Origin of the sequence: Rhizobium sp. N731 (assembly GCF_001664145.1) — a bacterium.
Taxonomy (GTDB): Bacteria; Pseudomonadota; Alphaproteobacteria; order Rhizobiales; family Rhizobiaceae; genus Rhizobium; species Rhizobium esperanzae.
The window spans coordinates 532,671-548,474 of sequence record NZ_CP013601.1 but is presented as its reverse complement, the minus strand read 5'-3'; the positions used below and the strand labels follow the sequence as shown (position 1 = coordinate 548,474).

General features: G+C 62.5%; 13 protein-coding genes and 1 tRNA gene. 4 read left to right on the top strand and 10 right to left on the bottom strand.

Annotated elements, in window-relative coordinates:
* Positions 1-21: 21 nt before the first annotated feature.
* Positions 22-1,221 carry an aspartate aminotransferase family protein gene (locus AMK02_RS02710; protein WP_064800558.1) on the bottom strand — a complete coding sequence of 400 codons (1,200 nt, stop codon included), beginning with the start codon at positions 1,219-1,221 and terminating at the stop codon, positions 22-24.
* A gap of 424 nt (positions 1,222-1,645) precedes the next feature.
* On the opposite strand from AMK02_RS02710, the gene AMK02_RS02705 reads away from it, so the two are divergent.
* Complete coding sequence (locus AMK02_RS02705) at positions 1,646-2,179, top strand: GcrA family cell cycle regulator (RefSeq protein WP_064800557.1); 534 nt, start codon at positions 1,646-1,648, stop codon at positions 2,177-2,179.
* Positions 2,180-2,539: 360 nt separating this feature from the next.
* Here AMK02_RS02705 and phoB read toward each other — a convergent pair whose 3' ends face one another.
* From phoB to phoR, 8 genes are all read right to left on the bottom strand, one after another.
* Entirely contained in the window at positions 2,540-3,223 is a 684-nt protein-coding gene (phoB, locus tag AMK02_RS02700) for a phosphate regulon transcriptional regulator PhoB (protein ID WP_004672768.1), read from the bottom strand.
* A 160-nt stretch (positions 3,224-3,383) separates the two neighbouring features.
* Entirely contained in the window at positions 3,384-4,097 is a 714-nt protein-coding gene (gene phoU, locus AMK02_RS02695; RefSeq protein ID WP_004672769.1) for a phosphate signaling complex protein PhoU, read from the bottom strand.
* Between the two features lie 44 nt (positions 4,098-4,141).
* Positions 4,142-4,957 (bottom strand): phosphate ABC transporter ATP-binding protein PstB, encoded by an 816-nt coding sequence (gene pstB / locus AMK02_RS02690; RefSeq protein ID WP_064800556.1) that lies wholly within the window; start codon positions 4,955-4,957, stop codon positions 4,142-4,144.
* 14 nt (positions 4,958-4,971) lie between these two features.
* Positions 4,972-6,294 (bottom strand): phosphate ABC transporter permease PstA, encoded by a 1,323-nt coding sequence (gene pstA, locus AMK02_RS02685; protein WP_064800555.1) that lies wholly within the window; start codon positions 6,292-6,294, stop codon positions 4,972-4,974.
* Positions 6,291-7,772: a phosphate ABC transporter permease subunit PstC gene (gene pstC, locus AMK02_RS02680; protein ID WP_064800554.1), complete on the bottom strand. Its 1,482-nt coding sequence runs from the start codon at positions 7,770-7,772 to the stop codon at positions 6,291-6,293. The genes pstA and pstC overlap by 4 nt, the downstream gene beginning before the upstream one ends.
* A 167-nt stretch (positions 7,773-7,939) precedes the next feature.
* Positions 7,940-8,974: a substrate-binding domain-containing protein gene (locus AMK02_RS02675; RefSeq protein ID WP_064800553.1), complete on the bottom strand. Its 1,035-nt coding sequence runs from the start codon at positions 8,972-8,974 to the stop codon at positions 7,940-7,942.
* A gap of 337 nt (positions 8,975-9,311) precedes the next feature.
* A complete protein-coding gene (locus tag AMK02_RS02670; protein WP_064800413.1) occupies positions 9,312-10,262 on the bottom strand; it encodes an IS110 family transposase in 951 nt (316 codons plus the stop codon).
* Between the two features lie 420 nt (positions 10,263-10,682).
* Positions 10,683-11,903, bottom strand: a complete 1,221-nt coding sequence (gene phoR, locus AMK02_RS02665) for a phosphate regulon sensor histidine kinase PhoR (protein ID WP_064805877.1) — start codon at positions 11,901-11,903, stop codon at positions 10,683-10,685.
* 242 nt (positions 11,904-12,145) lie between these two features.
* Here phoR and ppk2 point away from each other — a divergent pair, with 242 nt between their 5' ends.
* Positions 12,146-13,027 carry a polyphosphate kinase 2 gene (ppk2, locus tag AMK02_RS02660; protein WP_064800552.1) on the top strand — a complete coding sequence of 294 codons (882 nt, stop codon included), beginning with the start codon at positions 12,146-12,148 and terminating at the stop codon, positions 13,025-13,027.
* Positions 13,028-13,040: 13 nt separating this feature from the next.
* Here the strand turns inward: ppk2 and AMK02_RS02655 are convergent, their stop codons facing one another.
* The gene (locus tag AMK02_RS02655; RefSeq protein WP_064800551.1) at positions 13,041-14,240 is read right to left on the bottom strand and encodes a hypothetical protein; all 1,200 of its coding nucleotides are present in this window, start codon (positions 14,238-14,240) and stop codon (positions 13,041-13,043) included.
* Positions 14,241-14,526: 286 nt separating this feature from the next.
* Between AMK02_RS02655 and AMK02_RS02650 the strand changes: the two genes are divergently transcribed.
* Positions 14,527-15,486, top strand: coding sequence for an NAD(P)H-dependent flavin oxidoreductase (locus AMK02_RS02650; protein WP_064800550.1), 960 nt, complete (start codon positions 14,527-14,529; stop codon positions 15,484-15,486).
* A 118-nt stretch (positions 15,487-15,604) separates the two neighbouring features.
* Positions 15,605-15,680, top strand: a tRNA-Thr gene (locus tag AMK02_RS02645).
* The last annotated feature ends 124 nt before the right edge of the window (positions 15,681-15,804 follow it).

The window sequence follows — 15,804 nt, the reverse complement described above, 5'->3', positions numbered from 1 at the left end:
CGCCCGAAAGCGCCAATCCCTTCAAGCCGTCTTCTTGATCTTGGCGGCGCGGATGCTCTCGGCGGCGCGTTCGAGGCGGGCGAGACCCTCGCGGGCTTCCTCGGCGGTGACGACGAGCGGCGGGAGAAGGCGGATAACATTGTCGCCGGCCGGCACGCCGAGCAGATGCGCGGCGCGGATCGCCTGCAGCAACTCGGCCGAGGTGACGGCCGCCTTGACGCCGAGCAGCAGGCCCTCGCCCCTGATATCCTCGATCACATCGGGATAACGGTCCTTCAACGAGGCCAGCCCCTGACGGAAGACAAGCGCCACGTCGCGCACATGCTGGAGGAAGCCGTCGGCGAGGATGACATCGAGCACGGCGCCGCCGACGGCCATGGCCAGCGGATTGCCGCCATAGGTCGAACCATGGGTGCCGGCCTTCATGCCGGAGGCGGCCTCAGCGGTCGCAAGGCAGGCGCCGAGCGGGAAACCGCCGCCGATGCCCTTGGCGACGGCCATGATGTCGGGTGTGATGCCGGACCATTCATGGGCGAAGAGCTTGCCGGTGCGGCCGACGCCGGTCTGCACCTCGTCGAGGATCAGCAGCAGGCCTTTGTCGTCGCAGATCTGGCGCAGCGCCTTCATGAACTCGGTCGTGGCGGGACGCACGCCGCCCTCGCCCTGCACCGGCTCGATGAGGATTGCCGCCGTCGCATCGGTGATCGCGGCGCGTACCGCTTCGATGTCGCCGAACGGCACCTGATCGAAGCCCGGCGTCTTGGGGCCGAAGCCTTCGAGATATTTTTCCTGGCCGCCGGCGGCGATCGTCGCAAGCGTGCGCCCATGGAAGGCGCCTTCGAAGGTGACGATGTGGAAGCGCTCGGGATGGCCCTTGGAAAACTGATAGCGGCGCGCCGTCTTGATGGCGCATTCGAGCGCCTCGGCGCCCGAATTGGTGAAGAACACCTTATCGGCGAAGGTGGCGTCCGTCAGGCGCTTGGCCAGACGCTCCTGGCCGGGGATCTCATAGATGTTGGAGAGGTGCCAGACCTTATCGGCCTGCTCCTTCAGCGCCGCGACCACATGCGGGTTGCCGTGGCCGACGGAGGTGACGGCGACACCGGCGCCGAAATCGAGATAACGCTCGCCGCTCTCGGTGATCAGCCATACGCCCTCGCCTCGCTCGAACCGCAGCGGGGCGCGAGAATAGGTGTCATAAAGCGGCGCGGCTTCAGCCATGGCGCGGGTCTCCCGTTCAGTGTTGTCCTGCACGGACTCCGGCTAACGAAACCAGGTCCGAAAAATCAAAAATGCCGCCTTTCGGCGGCGAGCGGTACTATTTCCTTTTCGCGCTGCAATGTCAACAAAACTGCGGCCTTAGCGTATGCAGCAAGCTTGTACAGGGGCACTTTCGGCCTTCAACAGGCATTATTGCAGAAATGACACGCAGAGGAAGCAAGTTGGGGAAAACTTGAAATTCGATTCATCCGGATTCCCGCGACTCTTGTCACGGAGTCAGCCTCACACTAGGTTAAAGTTCAATTACTAGACTGCATGCGGCGGAACTAGTCACCAAAATTGATCAAGCGTTTCTTGTTTCGGAGGCTTCCGGGACAACGGTGAGGGATTCTGCCATCACCAACGCAAACGGTGGAGACAGGGCATGAACTGGACAGACGAGCGGGTCGAGAAACTCAAGAAGCTTTGGGCCGAAGGACTGAGCGCCAGCCAGATTGCTGCGCAGCTTGGCGGCGTGAGCCGAAACGCCGTTATCGGCAAGGTGCACCGGCTGAACCTGCCGGGTCGTGCCAAGGCCGGCGGCACGGCGACGGCGGCGCGCACGCCGAAGCGCCAGACATCGGCGCCGCGCGCGCCGAACTACGCCTCCCGGATCACCACCCGCACCGTTACCCGCCAGCAGGGCGCAACGATGCTGAAGGAAGAGATCGAGATCGAAACGGTCGAGGAAATGGAATACGTGCCGAAGGGCAACGTGGTCGTGCCGATTTCCCGCCGCCTCGGCCTGACGGAACTGACCGAACGCACCTGCAAATGGCCGGTCGGCGATCCGCTGAAGGACGATTTCCACTTCTGCGGCTGCGAATCCCCTGACAATTCGCCCTATTGCAGCTATCATCAGAAGCTTGCCTATCAGCCGATCAACGAACGCCGCCGGGCGGCAGCGCGCGTCAGCTGAGCGGGCGACATCGTCGAGAGTGAGAAACGGGCCGAGCAGCCCGTTTTTTGTGATTAGAGTGGGGAAGCGACCTTTGTGTTTGGCAGCAAAGCCGACCACGCATTCCGTCATCCCAGGGCTTGACCCTGGGATCCACGACCAGGCACTCGGCTTCGATAATTTCCCTGCATTTGAATGCCATCGCTCCTCCCGCAGCGCCAGCCGCATGGATCCCAGGGTCAAGCCCTGGGATGACGGAGAGGAGAGGTGGTGCCTGGATGACAGAGGTGAGGTGGTGCCCGCTCATACGCCGCGCCGGTGCAATGAAGGGCCTGGGAAAGGCTGCACCGGCGGGAACGCCGACCACACACTCCCTCAGCCTCAGGCCTCCATCGAATAGCCGGCGCCGCGGACGGTGCGGATGACGTCCTGCATGTTGGAGAAATTCAGCGCCTTGCGCAGGCGGCCGACATGGACGTCGACGGTGCGTTCATCGACATAGATGTCGTGGCCCCAGACGCCGTCGAGCAGCTGCGAGCGCGAGAAGACGCGGCCCGGCGACGACATCAGGAATTCCAACAGGCGGAATTCGGTCGGGCCGAGGCGGACTTCGCGGCTCTTGCGATGAACGCGATGGGTTTCGCGGTCGAGTTCGATATCGCCGCATTTCAACACCGAGGACAGCACCTCGGGACGGGCCCGACGCAGCATCGCCTTGACGCGGGCGACGAGTTCGGGGGTCGAGAAGGGCTTGACGACATAATCGTCGGCGCCGGTGGACAGTCCGCGCACCCGCTCGCTCTCCTCGCCGCGCGCCGTCAGCATGATGATCGGCAGCCGCTCGGTTTCCGGCCGCATGCGCAGGCGCCGGCAGAGTTCGATGCCGGAGACGCCGGGCAACATCCAGTCGAGGATGAGGAGATCGGGCGTGCGCTCCTGAAGCCTGATTTCGGCCTCGTCGCCGCGCAGGATGGTATCGACTTCAAAGCCTTCCGCTTCGAGATTATAGCGAAGGAGCACGCTGAGCGCTTCCTCGTCTTCAACAACTGCGACTCTCGGGATCATGCGTGTCCGTCTCCTCGCGCACAAGCCTTAAACCGGGACGATTTAACCAGGCGTCCTGCGCAAATTCAGAAATTGGCTGCGACCTCTTTGCGCGCCCCGAACGGGCGCGCACGCAAGTGACTGGTCCGGGCGGCGGGCTCGGGCGGCTCGTTCGGAACGATTATTCCGTCGCGGCGCCGACGGTGTTGGCGCTGTCATCCTTCGGACGATCGCCTTCCGGCTGGGCGCCCGTCGCCATGTAGTAGATCGTCTCGGCGATGTTGGTGGCATGGTCGCCGATGCGCTCGATGTTCTTGGCGCAGAAGAGCAGATGCGTGCAGCTCGTGATGTTGCGCGGATCTTCCATCATGTAGGTCAAGAGCTCGCGGAACAGCGAGGTGTACATCGCATCGATCTCGTTGTCGCGCTCGCGGATGGCGGTCGCCTTGTCGGCGGCGCGCGTCGTATAGACGTCGAGCACTTCCTTGAGCTGGACGAGCGCCAGCTCGGACAGGTGCTCGAGACCGCGGGCGAGCTTGCGCGGAACGCCGGTGCTCTGCACGGCGATGACGCGCTTGGCGGTGTTCTTGCCGAGGTCGCCGACGCGTTCGAGGTCGGCGGCGATGCGGATCGAACCCATGATTTCGCGCAGGTCGGCGGCCATCGGCTGGCGGCGGGCGATGGTGACGATCGCCTTGTCGCCGATCTCGCGCTCGGTGTGATCGAGGATCACATCGTCGGAGATGACCTTCTGCGCCAGCGCCGTATCGCCGTTGACCAGCGCCCGGACGGATTCGGCGACCATCTGCTCGGCCAGGCCGCCCATTTCGGAAATCCGCCTGGAGAGGAACTTCAGATCATCATCATAGGCAGAATAAATATGTGTCGATGCCATGGGGCTTTGTCCTCGAATAACGGGAAGGCTTCGGATTGCCGCAATCAGCCGAAGCGACCCATGATGTAGTCCTGGGTGCGCGGATCGTCCGGGTTGGTGAACATCTTGTCGGTGTCGTTCTCCTCGACGAGGTTGCCGAGGTGGAACATGGCGGTGCGCTGCGAGACACGCGCGGCCTGCTGCATGGAGTGGGTGACGATGACGATCGTGTAGTTCTCGCGCAGCTCGTGGATCAGTTCCTCGACCTTGGCGGTGGCGATCGGGTCGAGCGCCGAGCAGGGTTCGTCCATCAGGATGACCTCAGGGCTGACGGCAACGGCGCGGGCGATGCACAGGCGCTGCTGCTGACCGCCGGAGAGGCCGGTGCCGGACTCGTGCACGCGGTCCTTGACCTCGTTCCAGAGGCCGGCGCGCTGCAGGCTGGTCTCGACGATCTGGTCGAGATCGGCCTTCGACTTGGCGAGGCCATGGATGCGCGGTCCGTAGGAGACGTTTTCGTAGATCGACTTCGGGAACGGGTTCGGCTTCTGGAAAACCATGCCGACGCGAGCGCGAAGTTCGACGACGTCGATATCCGGATCATAGATGTCGTCGCTGTCGAGCGTGATCTTGCCGGTGACGCGGCACCCCTCGATCGTGTCGTTCATGCGGTTGAGGCTTCGCAGGAAAGTCGACTTGCCGCAGCCCGAGGGGCCGATCAGGGCGGTTACGGTGTTTTCGCGGATGTTCAGGTTCACGTCGAAAAGCGCACGCTTCTCGCCGTAGTATACGGAGACATCCTGTCCGATCATTTTATACGGGACGTTGCTCATCTTCTGATCCAGCGCCTTTTCAACTGCAGCTTCCGTCAGCATGTTCATGATATCTACTCCGTTTACCAGCGGCGCTCGAAGCGACGACGCAAGAGGATGGCGCCCATGTTCATGACGATCAGGAACAGGAGCAGGACGATGATGGCACCCGAAGTACGTTCCACGAAGGCACGTTCGGCCTCGTTCGCCCACATATAGACCTGGACCGGCAGGGCCGTCGAGGGATCGAGCGGCGTCGTCGGCGCATTGGCGACGAAGGCGACCATGCCGATCAGGAGCAGCGGCGCGGTTTCGCCGAGCGCATGCGCCAGCCCGATGATCGTGCCGGTGAGGATGCCGGGCATGGCGAGCGGCAGGACATGGTGGAACACCATCTGCATCTTCGAGGCGCCGAGGCCGAGGGCTGCGGCGCGGATCGACGGTGGCACGGCGCGCAGTGCGGCGCGGGTGGCGATGATGATCGTCGGCAGGGTCATCAGCGTCAGCACCAGGCCGCCGACCAACGAGGCCGAGCGCGGCAGGCCGATGAAGTTGATGAAGACGGAAAGGCCGAGCAGACCGTAGACGATCGACGGGACGGCGGCGAGGTTGTTGATGTTGACCTCGATCAGGTCCGTCAGCCTGTTCTTCGGCGCGAACTCCTCGAGATAGATCGAGGCGGCAACCCCGATCGGCAGCGACAGCGCCAGCACGATCAGCATCAGGTAGAGCGAGCCGATCAGGGCGACGCCGAGGCCGGCAGCCTCCGGACGGCTGGAGTTGCCGTTGACGAACAAGCCGGTATTGAACTGCTTCTGGAGAGCGCCGCTCGCCTTCAGCTGGTTCATCCAGGTCACCTGCTTATCGTTGACCTTGCGGTTCTTCTCATCGACGGTGAGATCGATCTGGCCCTTGTTGGCGCTGTCGATATTGGCGTCGGCGAGCAGCGAGACATTGACCGTCTTGCCGATCAGCGAGGGATCGGCGACGACCATGTCGCGCAGCTGGATCGGCGCACTCTTGGAAAGCATGGCGGATGCATCGCGCACGTTAGGCTTGCTTGAGGCATTGATATTCAGCTGTTTGACGATCGCGTCGCGCAGCAGAACCGGGTAATTGGCGGTGATCAGCACCGAAGGGTCGGTCGCACGCTTGTTGCTGGGGTCGATCGTCTTCTCGGAGAATTCGATCGGCAGGGTGATCGCCGTCTGCTGGAAAGCGGTGTAGCCCTTGCCGATCACCGTCCACAGCAGAATGAAGAGGAAGACGAGACCGAAGGTGATAGCGGCGATGCCATAGGCCTGGAAGCGGCGCTCGGCGGCGTAGCGGCGCTTGATGCCGATATCGCGGCGGGCGGGCGCCTTGGAAACGGTAACACCTTGGGTGGGAGAAACAATATCCGTCATTCGTACTGCTCCCGGTATTTGCGCACGATGTAGAGCGCGTAGATATTGAGGCAAAGCGTGATGCAGAACAGGGTGATGCCGAGGGCAAAGGCAACCAGCGTCTGCGGCGAGGTGAACTCGAGGTCGCCCGTCAGCTGGTTGACAATCTTGACGGTCACCGTCGTCATCGGCTCGAAGGGGTTGATCTGAATGCGGGCGGCGACACCGGCGGCCAGCACGACGATCATGGTTTCGCCGATGGCGCGCGAGGCGGTCATCAGCAGCGCGCCGACGATGCCGGGAAGGGCTGCCGGCAGCACCACCTTCTTGATGGTTTCGGAGCGTGTGGCGCCGAGACCGAGCGAACCGTCACGCAGGGCCCGCGGCACGGCGGTGATGATGTCGTCCGACAGCGAGGAGACGTAGGGGATCAGCATGATGCCCATGACGATGCCGGCCGTCAGAACACTCTGCGCCTGGATGAAGTTCGAATAGTTGCCGGAGAGCAGGCCGCTGATCTGCGCCGAGAAATCGCGCAGGAACGGACCGACGGTGACGAGGGCGAAGAAGCCGTAGACGATCGTCGGAATGCCGGCCAGCACTTCGAGAAGCGGCTTGGCGACCCCGCGCAGCTTCGGCGAGGCGTACTCGGCCATGTAGATGGCGGCAAAGAGCCCAACCGGCACTGCGACCAGCATGGCGACCAAGCCGATGTAGAGCGTGCCAAGCAACAGCGGGATCAGGCCGAACTGGCCGAAGGAGGAGCTGCCGGCGCCGGCAAAGCGCGGATCCCAGACCGTGCCGAAGAAGAACTCGCCGGCGGGAACGACGGCAAAGAAGCGCGTGGCTTCCGACAGCATCGACAGCACGATGCCGACGGTCGTCAGGATGGCGATCGAGGAGGCGAGCAGCAAGCCCCAGAGCATGACGCGCTCGACGCGATTGCGGGCGCGGAAGCGGGGCGCAATGGCACGCAGCGCGTAGAAGGCGCCGGCAACGGCCAGAATGAAGACGACCGCGGTCATGGCCATGCGGCTCGTCAGGCGCATGGCGTTGAGTTTCTTGGCGGCCTCGACCATGTAAGGCTGCGGCTGGCCGGCGAGCGGCACACCCTTCTCACTGAGTTTGGCCTGCAGGGCGGCCGGATCGTTTGCGACCGCGGCGGCTTCGTCGGAAGTCAGCATCGTCAGGCCGCGCGCGATCGTCGCCACCATCGAATAGCTCAGATCCTGCTCGACTGCGGCCTGGGCCTTGACGTCGGCGGGGAAAGTGCCGCGCACCGAGGACTGAATGATACCGGGGCTGACCGAGAGCCAGACGCAGAGAACGATGAGGGCCGGAAGAACGGCCCAGATCGCGGCATAGGCGCCGTAATAGGCCGGCCGGGAATGCAGTGCGGAGGACCTGCCTCCGGCAAGGGCCGTGGCACGGCTGCGCGCGACCAGATAGGCGGCGGCGCCGATCACCACAAGGCACAGAAGTATGACGGATGTGCTCATTCGTTACGTCCCCAGGCCTGTGGCCCCCAAAAAAGCGCGGCGGCTTCAACAGCCTGCCTTCGGCTTCCAATCATGGAGAAGGAATTCAACCCTGCAGCGGAAAGACCGGCACGCAGGGACATAAACGATGCCGGCGCGGTGTTTGAAGCACCGCGCCGGCAAAGTCATTACATAGCCTTACCGGCTTCGACGTCCTTGCGGATCGCATCGCGCTCGGCATCCGGAGCGGCAACGAGGCCGTATTCAGCCAGCGGGCCGTCGGGGCCGATCATCTGGTCGGATACGAAGAAGTTGACATATTCCTTCAGGCCCGGAACGGCGCCGAGATGTGCCTTCTTGACGTAGAAGAACAGCGGGCGGGAAACCGGATAGGTGCCGTTGGCGATCGTTTCGGTGGACGGAACGATACCGTTCACGCTGGCGACCTTCAGCTTGTCGGCGTTGTTTTCATAGAAGGAAAGGCCGAATACGCCGACGCCGGTCTTGTTGGCGGCGATGCGAGCCAGGGTTTCCGGATAGTCGCCGTCGATGTCGACGGCAGCGCCGTCCTTGCGGACTGCGACGCAAGCCTTGCCCTGGGCAGCCTTGTCGGAGATTTCCTTGGCGATGACGTCGAGGGCGCCGGAAGCCTTGCAGCCGGCGGCGAGAACGTTCTGTTCGAAGACTTCGCGGGTGCCGTGCTTTTCGCCCGGAATGTAGGCAGCGATATCAACAGCCGGGAGCTTCGGGTTGACTTCCGACCACTTCTTGTAGGGGTTGGCGACGAGCTTGCCGTCGACGACGACCTGGGCTGCAAGAGCCTTGTAGATGTCGGCCGGAACGTAAGCGACATCGGGGTTGGACGAGTCGGTTGCGAAGACGATGCCGTCATAACCGATCTTGACTTCCTGGATGTCGGTCACGCCGGCAGCCTTGCAGGCTTCGGCTTCGTTCTTGTTGATCGGACGCGAAGCGTTTGCGATGTCGATGGTGTCTTCACCAACGCCCTTGCAGAATTCCTTCAGACCAGCGCCCGTGCCGCCGGATTCGACGACCGGCGTCTTGAAGTTGGTGAAGGTCTCGCCGAAGGACTCGGCAACGATCTTGGCGTAAGGCAGGACGGTGGACGAACCAGCGATCTGGATCTGGTCGCGGGCGACGGCTGCGCCAGCGAAAGCAGCAGTTGCAGCGAGCGCGGCAACGGTGAGCTTGAAGGTGTTCATTAAAATCTCCCGCATTGGGCTTGTGTGAGTGCGGCCTAAAGAGGCCCCCGCAGTGCCATTTTTCATCGGCGGGACTCTCTTAGCGCTGTAAGCACCGTCCTTTTATGTCAAATCGGTGAAACATTTGTGACAGGTTAAGTTGTTGTCTTTAAATGATAAATTATACAGGATCCGACTGATTACGTCGGCGGATGGAAAAGCTCGGACCGCAGAGCGACTTAACGTTGTAAAACCTTCACAGATAGCCCGTTGGTTGCTGGATGCCCGCAACAAAGGCGAAAGGGGTGCGCCGCGACCTCTCGACTCCCTCTTCTCCCCAGCGGGGAGCAACCATGTTTCATTTTTGCTGGTATTGTGGCGTCCATTCGGTCTTTCGAGAGAGGATTGTGTTGGCGAGAACGATGAGTTTGCGTGCGACGGCTATGACGGCGCACAGGTGATCCTTTCCGTTCTGACGCAAGCGGGCGTAGAAAGAGGCGAGATCCGGATTGTGCCGGGTTGCCGTAAACGCGCACATGAACAGGCTCTTTCGCAGGCGTTCGCGACCACCCTGGATGCGGCGTCTGCCATGATATTTTCCGCTATCATCGTCATAGGGTGCGACGCCGGCAAGGGCGGCGATCTCGGCGCGGCTGGCATGGCCGAGCTCGGGCAGCCGAATGATCAGGCACAGGGCGCTGCGCAGCCCGATGCCCTTAATAGAGGTCAGCAGATCGAGCCGTTGCGAAAGGTCACAATCGTCGCGAACCATCTTTTCGAGCCGCAGCAGATGGGCCTTTCGGCAGGTTTCGAGGCGGGCGACCTCGCGCGCATGACGGCGCTTGATCGCCTCCGACAAGGCGGTCTCGGCAAAGGTTTTGATCAGGGCGATCTGCTGCTCGATCTGTTCCAGATAGGTCAGTTCGGCCGCCAGTTTGTCGAGGCGTGCATCCGGCAGCGCCGGCAACTGCTCGAGACTTGCCGTGAAGAGCGCAATCAGCACGGCATCGAGGCGATCGTTCTTGGCTCGCTTGAGCCGGCTCTTGGCAAAGAAGCGCAATTGCGCCGGCTGCAGACGCGCCGCCGGCCGCTTGCCGGCCCGCAGATGCGCCAGCAACCGCCATTCATAGCCGCCGGAGGCTTCGAAGCCGATGCGGCTGACGTCATGCTCTTGAAGAAAGGCGTCAAGCGCCTTCAGGCCAGCAGCGTCATAAGTGACCCTCAGCCTTGCGCGGCCGGGATGGAGGGCAATGTCGAGATGGCTTTTGCCGACATCGATTCCGGCACAAATCATGCTATTATCGGTCATCTTCGTCGTCCCTGTCTTGGATACGAACCCCAAGGTTCCTGCAACCACACGGGCCAGATGAAGAGCCGGTTGCGATCCTGCTCCCCACAGCCCCTAACGGCTAAGAAGGTGACGATCCGACAACCAGCTGCCGGGCGGGCGGCCACCCGCCCGGCAGGCATCAGTATCCTACATTTTGCTCATCCAAGAAGGTGCCCGTAGGGCGGATGAGGGGGCCAGTGACGCAGATCCTTCCAATGAGCCTCATGCGAGTTTAGACTGCGCCAACATCGTCTCGACCATCGGCGTGTTGAATAGGTGAATTACTTAAAAAGGATGTCGGTGTGGCCCCCTCATCCGACCCTTCGGGCCACCTTCTCCCCGAGGGGAGAAGGGACATGCCGCAACCGTTCGATCCTCGTCCGGAAGGGACAACAAATATCAGAAGCGCACCGTAAAATCGGTCCCCTTGCCGACTTCGGACTTGACTATCAGCCGGGCGCGGTGGCGGGTCAGGATGTGTTTGACGATGGCGAGGCCGAGGCCGGTGCCTTTTTTCGAGCGGCTGTCCTCGATGCTGACGCGATAGAAGCGTTCCGTCAGACGCGGCACGTGCTCGGCCGGAATGCCCGGCCCCTTGTCAACGATGCTGACCTCCACCGGCCCGCCGGCGCCGTTCTTCAGCCAGACATCGACGATCTTGCCTTCCTGGCCGTATTTGCAGGCATTCTCCATCAGGTTCTCGAAAACCTGGACAAGCTCGTCGCGGTCTCCCAGCACCTCGACCTTGCCATCGGGCAGATGCAGGTTGATGTCGACGCCGACATCTCTGGCCAGCGGCACCAGCGAGTCGCGGACATGGCCGAGCAGCGGCACCAGATCGACCTTTTCATCCGGCGCGATGTGCGATTTCAGCTCCAGGCGGGAGAGCGACAAGAGGTCGTCGACCAGCCGGCTCATGCGGGTGGCCTGATCAAGCATGATGCCCAGGAACTGTGCCTGCGCCTTCTGATCGTTCCTCGCCGGCCCCTGGATGGTCTCGATGAAGCCGCGCAGCGAGGCAAGCGGCGTGCGCAGCTCATGGCTGGCATTGGCGACGAAATCCGAGCGCATGCGGTCGATGCGGCGGACCTCCGATATATCGCGGAAGGACAGGATGAAAAACCGCTCCGGCTCTCCGTCGGCCCGGAATTCGACAGGCGCGCTGCGGACGATATAGACGCGCTCGGACGGCAGCCGCTCGGCATGCTCGATCTGGTTCGGCGCATTGGTGGCGATGGTTTCGCGCACCATATCGAGCACGCCGGGCGAGCGCAGCCGGGCCGATATGTGGGCGCCGAGCGCCACCTCGCCGAAGGCCTTTTCGGCGGCGCGGTTCTGGAACAGCACCGAAGCGTCGTCCGACAGCACCATGACGGGAATATCGAGGCCGGCGAGCGTGGCGGAAATCTCAGGCAGGCGGCTCGGCGGCGTTTCCGGCCCCGCCTCCACCGGCTCGACGGGTTCCGCCTTGAGGACCGGCGCCTCATTGAACAGCGCGGTCAAGATCATGACGAGCAGGAGAACGAGCACGACCCACTTGTTCATCCCGGCGGCAAGGGCGGCTAGCGCGCTGAGGATGGCCGCAAGCAGTACCGGCCGTTCACGCCGGATGCGCGCCAGCAGGCTTTTTCTCCAGGGGGTTTCGTCTTGCAACTGGGCCTCGCGGCGTCGATTCGTTTTTCTTTATATTGAACTCTGCCTGATAGCGGCAATTCATGACAGAAGTTTTCGGCTGGCGCCGCTCAAGCGAAAGACTGCAGCGCAAGCTTCAAGAAAAATCACCGGCCAAAAGCGAAAGATTTGATTTTCAACGGCAAATATGTTCGCCTGCGGCCAGAGGACCACCAGCGCAGGAGGAGCATATGGGCGAGGCTGTCGAAAGCAGGTCCGTGGAGCTCGATATCCGCGGCAAGAAGCGCATCTTCGACGTCGACGATCCGGTCCTGCCGGACTGGGTGGACGACCACGCGCTGGAATCCGGCGAATTTCCCTACAAGAAGAAACTCAACGAGGAGGATTATCTGGAGCAGCTCACAAAACTGCAGGTCGAACTCGTCAAGGTGCAGTTCTGGCTGCAGGCGACCGGCAAGCGGGTGATGGCGCTGTTCGAGGGGCGCGACGCGGCAGGCAAGGGCGGCGCGATCTCGGCCTCCTCCGCACATATGAACCCGCGCCTTGCCCGCGTCGTCGCGCTCGCCAAGCCGACCGAGCGCGAGCAGGGGCAATGGTATTTCCAGCGTTATGTCGCACAGTTCCCGACCGCAGGCGAATTCGTGCTGTTCGACCGCTCCTGGTACAACCGCGCCGGCGTCGAGCCGGTCATGGGTTTCTGCACGCCGCAGCAATATGAAGGCTTCCTCAAACAGGCGCCGCAGCTCGAAAAGATCATTGCCCATGAGGGGATCTTCTTCTTCAAATTCTATCTCGATATCGGCCGCGAGATGCAGCTCAAGCGTTTCCACGATCGCAGGCACGATCCGCTGAAAGTCTGGAAGCTGTCGTCGATGGACATCGCGGCGCTGGCGAAATGGGGCGATTACAGCGAAAAGCGCGACCGCATGCTGAAGGAAACCCATACGGATTTCGCGCCATGGACCGTCATTCGCGCCAACGACAAGCGGCGTGCAAGGCTGCAGCTCATCCGTCACATGCTCAACAGGATGGATTATGACGGCAAGGACGAGGCGGCGCTCGGCGCCATCGATAAGGAGATCATCGGCTCGGGCCCCGGCTTCCTGAAATAGATCGCCTGCCGCGTCACTGCCCCGGCAGGATGCGGATGGCGAAGAGGTTGATGCCGCGCGCCTTGCCGTCGAGATCGCTGTTGATCACAAGGGTGCCCGGCGAATTCGGGGCGAGCGAGCGGTCGAACTTCACCTGCAGCAACGCATCCGACTTCTCGCGCGTGACGCTGAAGCGATGGCGAGCGCAATTGCCCAGCGACTGGAAGTTGCATTCGACTGTCACCTGCGTCGGCTCGTCGGTGGTCGATTGCAGCGTCAGCGCGATGGTCGAGGATTTGCCGGCAAGCTGCTGCAGCACAGAGGCGGGAACACTGACCGAAATATTGCCGTCAGCCGCACCGCTTTGCGAAATCAGGCGCACGGCGGGGCCGTCATTCTCGGTGATGTTTTCGGTGCGGGCCCGCGGGCCGCTTGTGATCTTGTCGGCTTCATCGGGCTTGAACACCGGGATCCAATCGGACGAAAAGCTGTTCTGCGGATCGATGGTCACCGGCTGATCGGTATGGGTGGCGGCATTGCCGGCACTGTCGTCGTTGCCGGTGAAATCCTCCGGCTGGGTGCTGGCCGGCGGATTGGCGACGCTGGTGTCGCGCTCGACCGCCGTCAGGAGCAGGCCCGACGTATAGGCCCACCAGGCGCCGATGCCGATGAAGGCGAGCAGCACGCACCAGACGAGAAGCCTCGAAAAGAACTTGCGCGGCTTGCGGCGGCCGGCCGCCCGCTCCGGACGGAAATCCATGTTGGCGGCGCGCTGGCCGCGCTGCAGCCGCTCGTCGCCAACCGGGGCGGCGGAGAGATGATCGGCAGTGCTCGCATGCACATCGTCGAGCCTCGACTCGTCGCTGCGGTGCATGATCACTTCGGGAGCACGGATTTCGCCGGCCGCCACCGGGCTGTCGATCAGGCTGTCGATATCGGCCACATCCCCTCGGTGAGCCGGCGGCGGCGGCATATCGACAACAGGCGGCACCGGCACTTCCGGCGGTCTCTGGCGAGGGTGAAGACGGTCTCGCTCCTCGCTTTCGATGGCGTGGATGGTGGTTTCCAGACGATGGCGGTGATGGGCGACGGCCTCGGCATCGGTGATATCCTGCTTGCGCAGGCCGGCTTCCAGCGCCTGGCGGGCCGATTGGTAGATCCTCGCTCGAACCTCCGGATTGTCGCGATCGGCATTTTCGAGCGCTGTTCTGATGGCCGTTTCTAATCCGCTCACGTCAAGTCCTTCACTTCGAACCCGGCATCGAACTGCCGTCCCTGCCGTTCTCTATCAAAATTCGGTAGCGGCAAGCGCGGCAAACCGCAAGCCTTGCAGCCCCGTTAGCCGTTGATCGGCGGCGATAATCGCCAGCTTTCACGGCTTCCGGGCCTTGCCCTTTTCTTCATGCGCAGCCGATATATCGGGTTGAAATCGACGAAGGCATGGCGGCTGCTCTTTTATCGGCTTTTCTTCTCTGTTATGAGATTGACGTTTTCGTAAACGTCAATGCGAGCGGTGAACTATGGCCCTGCCCCCGATCCTCAAGGACAAACTCAGACTGCCGGTGATCGGCTCGCCGCTCTTCATCATCTCGCATCCGGCGCTGACCCTGGCGCAATGCAAGGCGGGCGTGGTCGGCGCCTTTCCGGCGCTGAACGCCCGACCGGAAAGCCAGCTCGACGAATGGCTGGCCGAGATCACCGAGGAACTCGCCCGCCACGACGCCGCCCATCCGGAAAGTCAGGCCGCACCCTTTGCCGTCAACCAGATCGTCCACATGTCGAACAAGCGGCTGGAGCATGATCTTTCGCTCTGCGTCAAATACAAGGTGCCGATCGTCATCTCTTCCCTCGGTGCGGTGCCCGAAGTCAACGCCGCCGTGCATTCCTATGGCGGCATCGTGCTGCACGACATTATCAATAACCGCCACGCCCATTCGGCGATCCGCAAGGGCGCGGACGGGCTGATTGCGGTGGCCTCGGGCGCCGGCGGCCATGCCGGCACGCTGTCGCCCTTCGCGCTCGTCCAGGAAATCCGCGAATGGTTCGAAGGGCCGCTGCTGCTTGCCGGCGCGATCGCGACCGGCGGCGCCATTCTGGCGGCGCAAGCGATGGGCGCCGACATGGCCTATATCGGCTCACCCTTCATCGCAACGCAAGAGGCGCGCGCCGCGCCCGCCTACAAGCAGGCGATCGTCGACGGTGCCGCCAGCGACATCGTCTACTCCAACTATTTCACCGGCGTGCACGGCAACTATCTCAAGCCCTCGATCATCGCCGCCGGCATGGACCCCGACAACCTGCCCGTCGCCGACCCCTCGAAGATGGATTTCGAGCAGGCCACCGGCGGCGCCAAGGCCTGGAAGGACATATGGGGCAGCGGCCAGGGCATCGGCGCCGTCAAGGCGGTGGAGCCGGTGGCCAATGTCGTCGACCGGCTGGAGGCCGAATACAAGGCCGCCCGCACGCGGCTCGCGCTCTGAGGGTCTTCCACACCCTTCCCTCTTTTTTGCCAAAGGCATGACAGGGTGCTTGAAATCTTCGGACAATGCCTGTATCAGCGCCATGCAAATCGCAGGCCGCACACTTCGGCCGCCAAATGCCGCTTTAGCTCAGTCGGTAGAGCACATCATTCGTAATGATGGGGTCACGTGTTCGAGTCACGTAAGCGGCACCAAAAACCTCAACAAAATTAACGAGATATCGTTTCAGAGCGGAACGTTTCGCTTCCCGCGCTGCTTAGGGGGAAAACCTGGGGGAAAATCGGCTTTCCGTTTTCCCCGCCTCTGTGGCATCCTGCC

Bases quoted from the DNA above. Each gene is read 5' to 3' on its own strand.
- AMK02_RS02710 (WP_064800558.1), bottom strand. From the start codon at position 1,221: ATGGCTGAAGCCGCGCCGCTTTATGACACCTATTCTCGCGCCCCGCTG.
- AMK02_RS02705 (WP_064800557.1), top strand. From the start codon at position 1,646: ATGAACTGGACAGACGAGCGGGTCGAGAAACTCAAGAAGCTTTGGGCC.
- phoB (WP_004672768.1), bottom strand. From the start codon at position 3,223: ATGATCCCGAGAGTCGCAGTTGTTGAAGACGAGGAAGCGCTCAGCGTG.
- phoU (WP_004672769.1), bottom strand. From the start codon at position 4,097: ATGGCATCGACACATATTTATTCTGCCTATGATGATGATCTGAAGTTC.
- pstB (WP_064800556.1), bottom strand. From the start codon at position 4,957: ATGAACATGCTGACGGAAGCTGCAGTTGAAAAGGCGCTGGATCAGAAG.
- pstA (WP_064800555.1), bottom strand. From the start codon at position 6,294: ATGACGGATATTGTTTCTCCCACCCAAGGTGTTACCGTTTCCAAGGCG.
- pstC (WP_064800554.1), bottom strand. From the start codon at position 7,772: ATGAGCACATCCGTCATACTTCTGTGCCTTGTGGTGATCGGCGCCGCC.
- AMK02_RS02675 (WP_064800553.1), bottom strand. From the start codon at position 8,974: ATGAACACCTTCAAGCTCACCGTTGCCGCGCTCGCTGCAACTGCTGCT.
- AMK02_RS02670 (WP_064800413.1), bottom strand. From the start codon at position 10,262: ATGACCGATAATAGCATGATTTGTGCCGGAATCGATGTCGGCAAAAGC.
- ppk2 (WP_064800552.1), top strand. From the start codon at position 12,146: ATGGGCGAGGCTGTCGAAAGCAGGTCCGTGGAGCTCGATATCCGCGGC.
- AMK02_RS02650 (WP_064800550.1), top strand. From the start codon at position 14,527: ATGGCCCTGCCCCCGATCCTCAAGGACAAACTCAGACTGCCGGTGATC.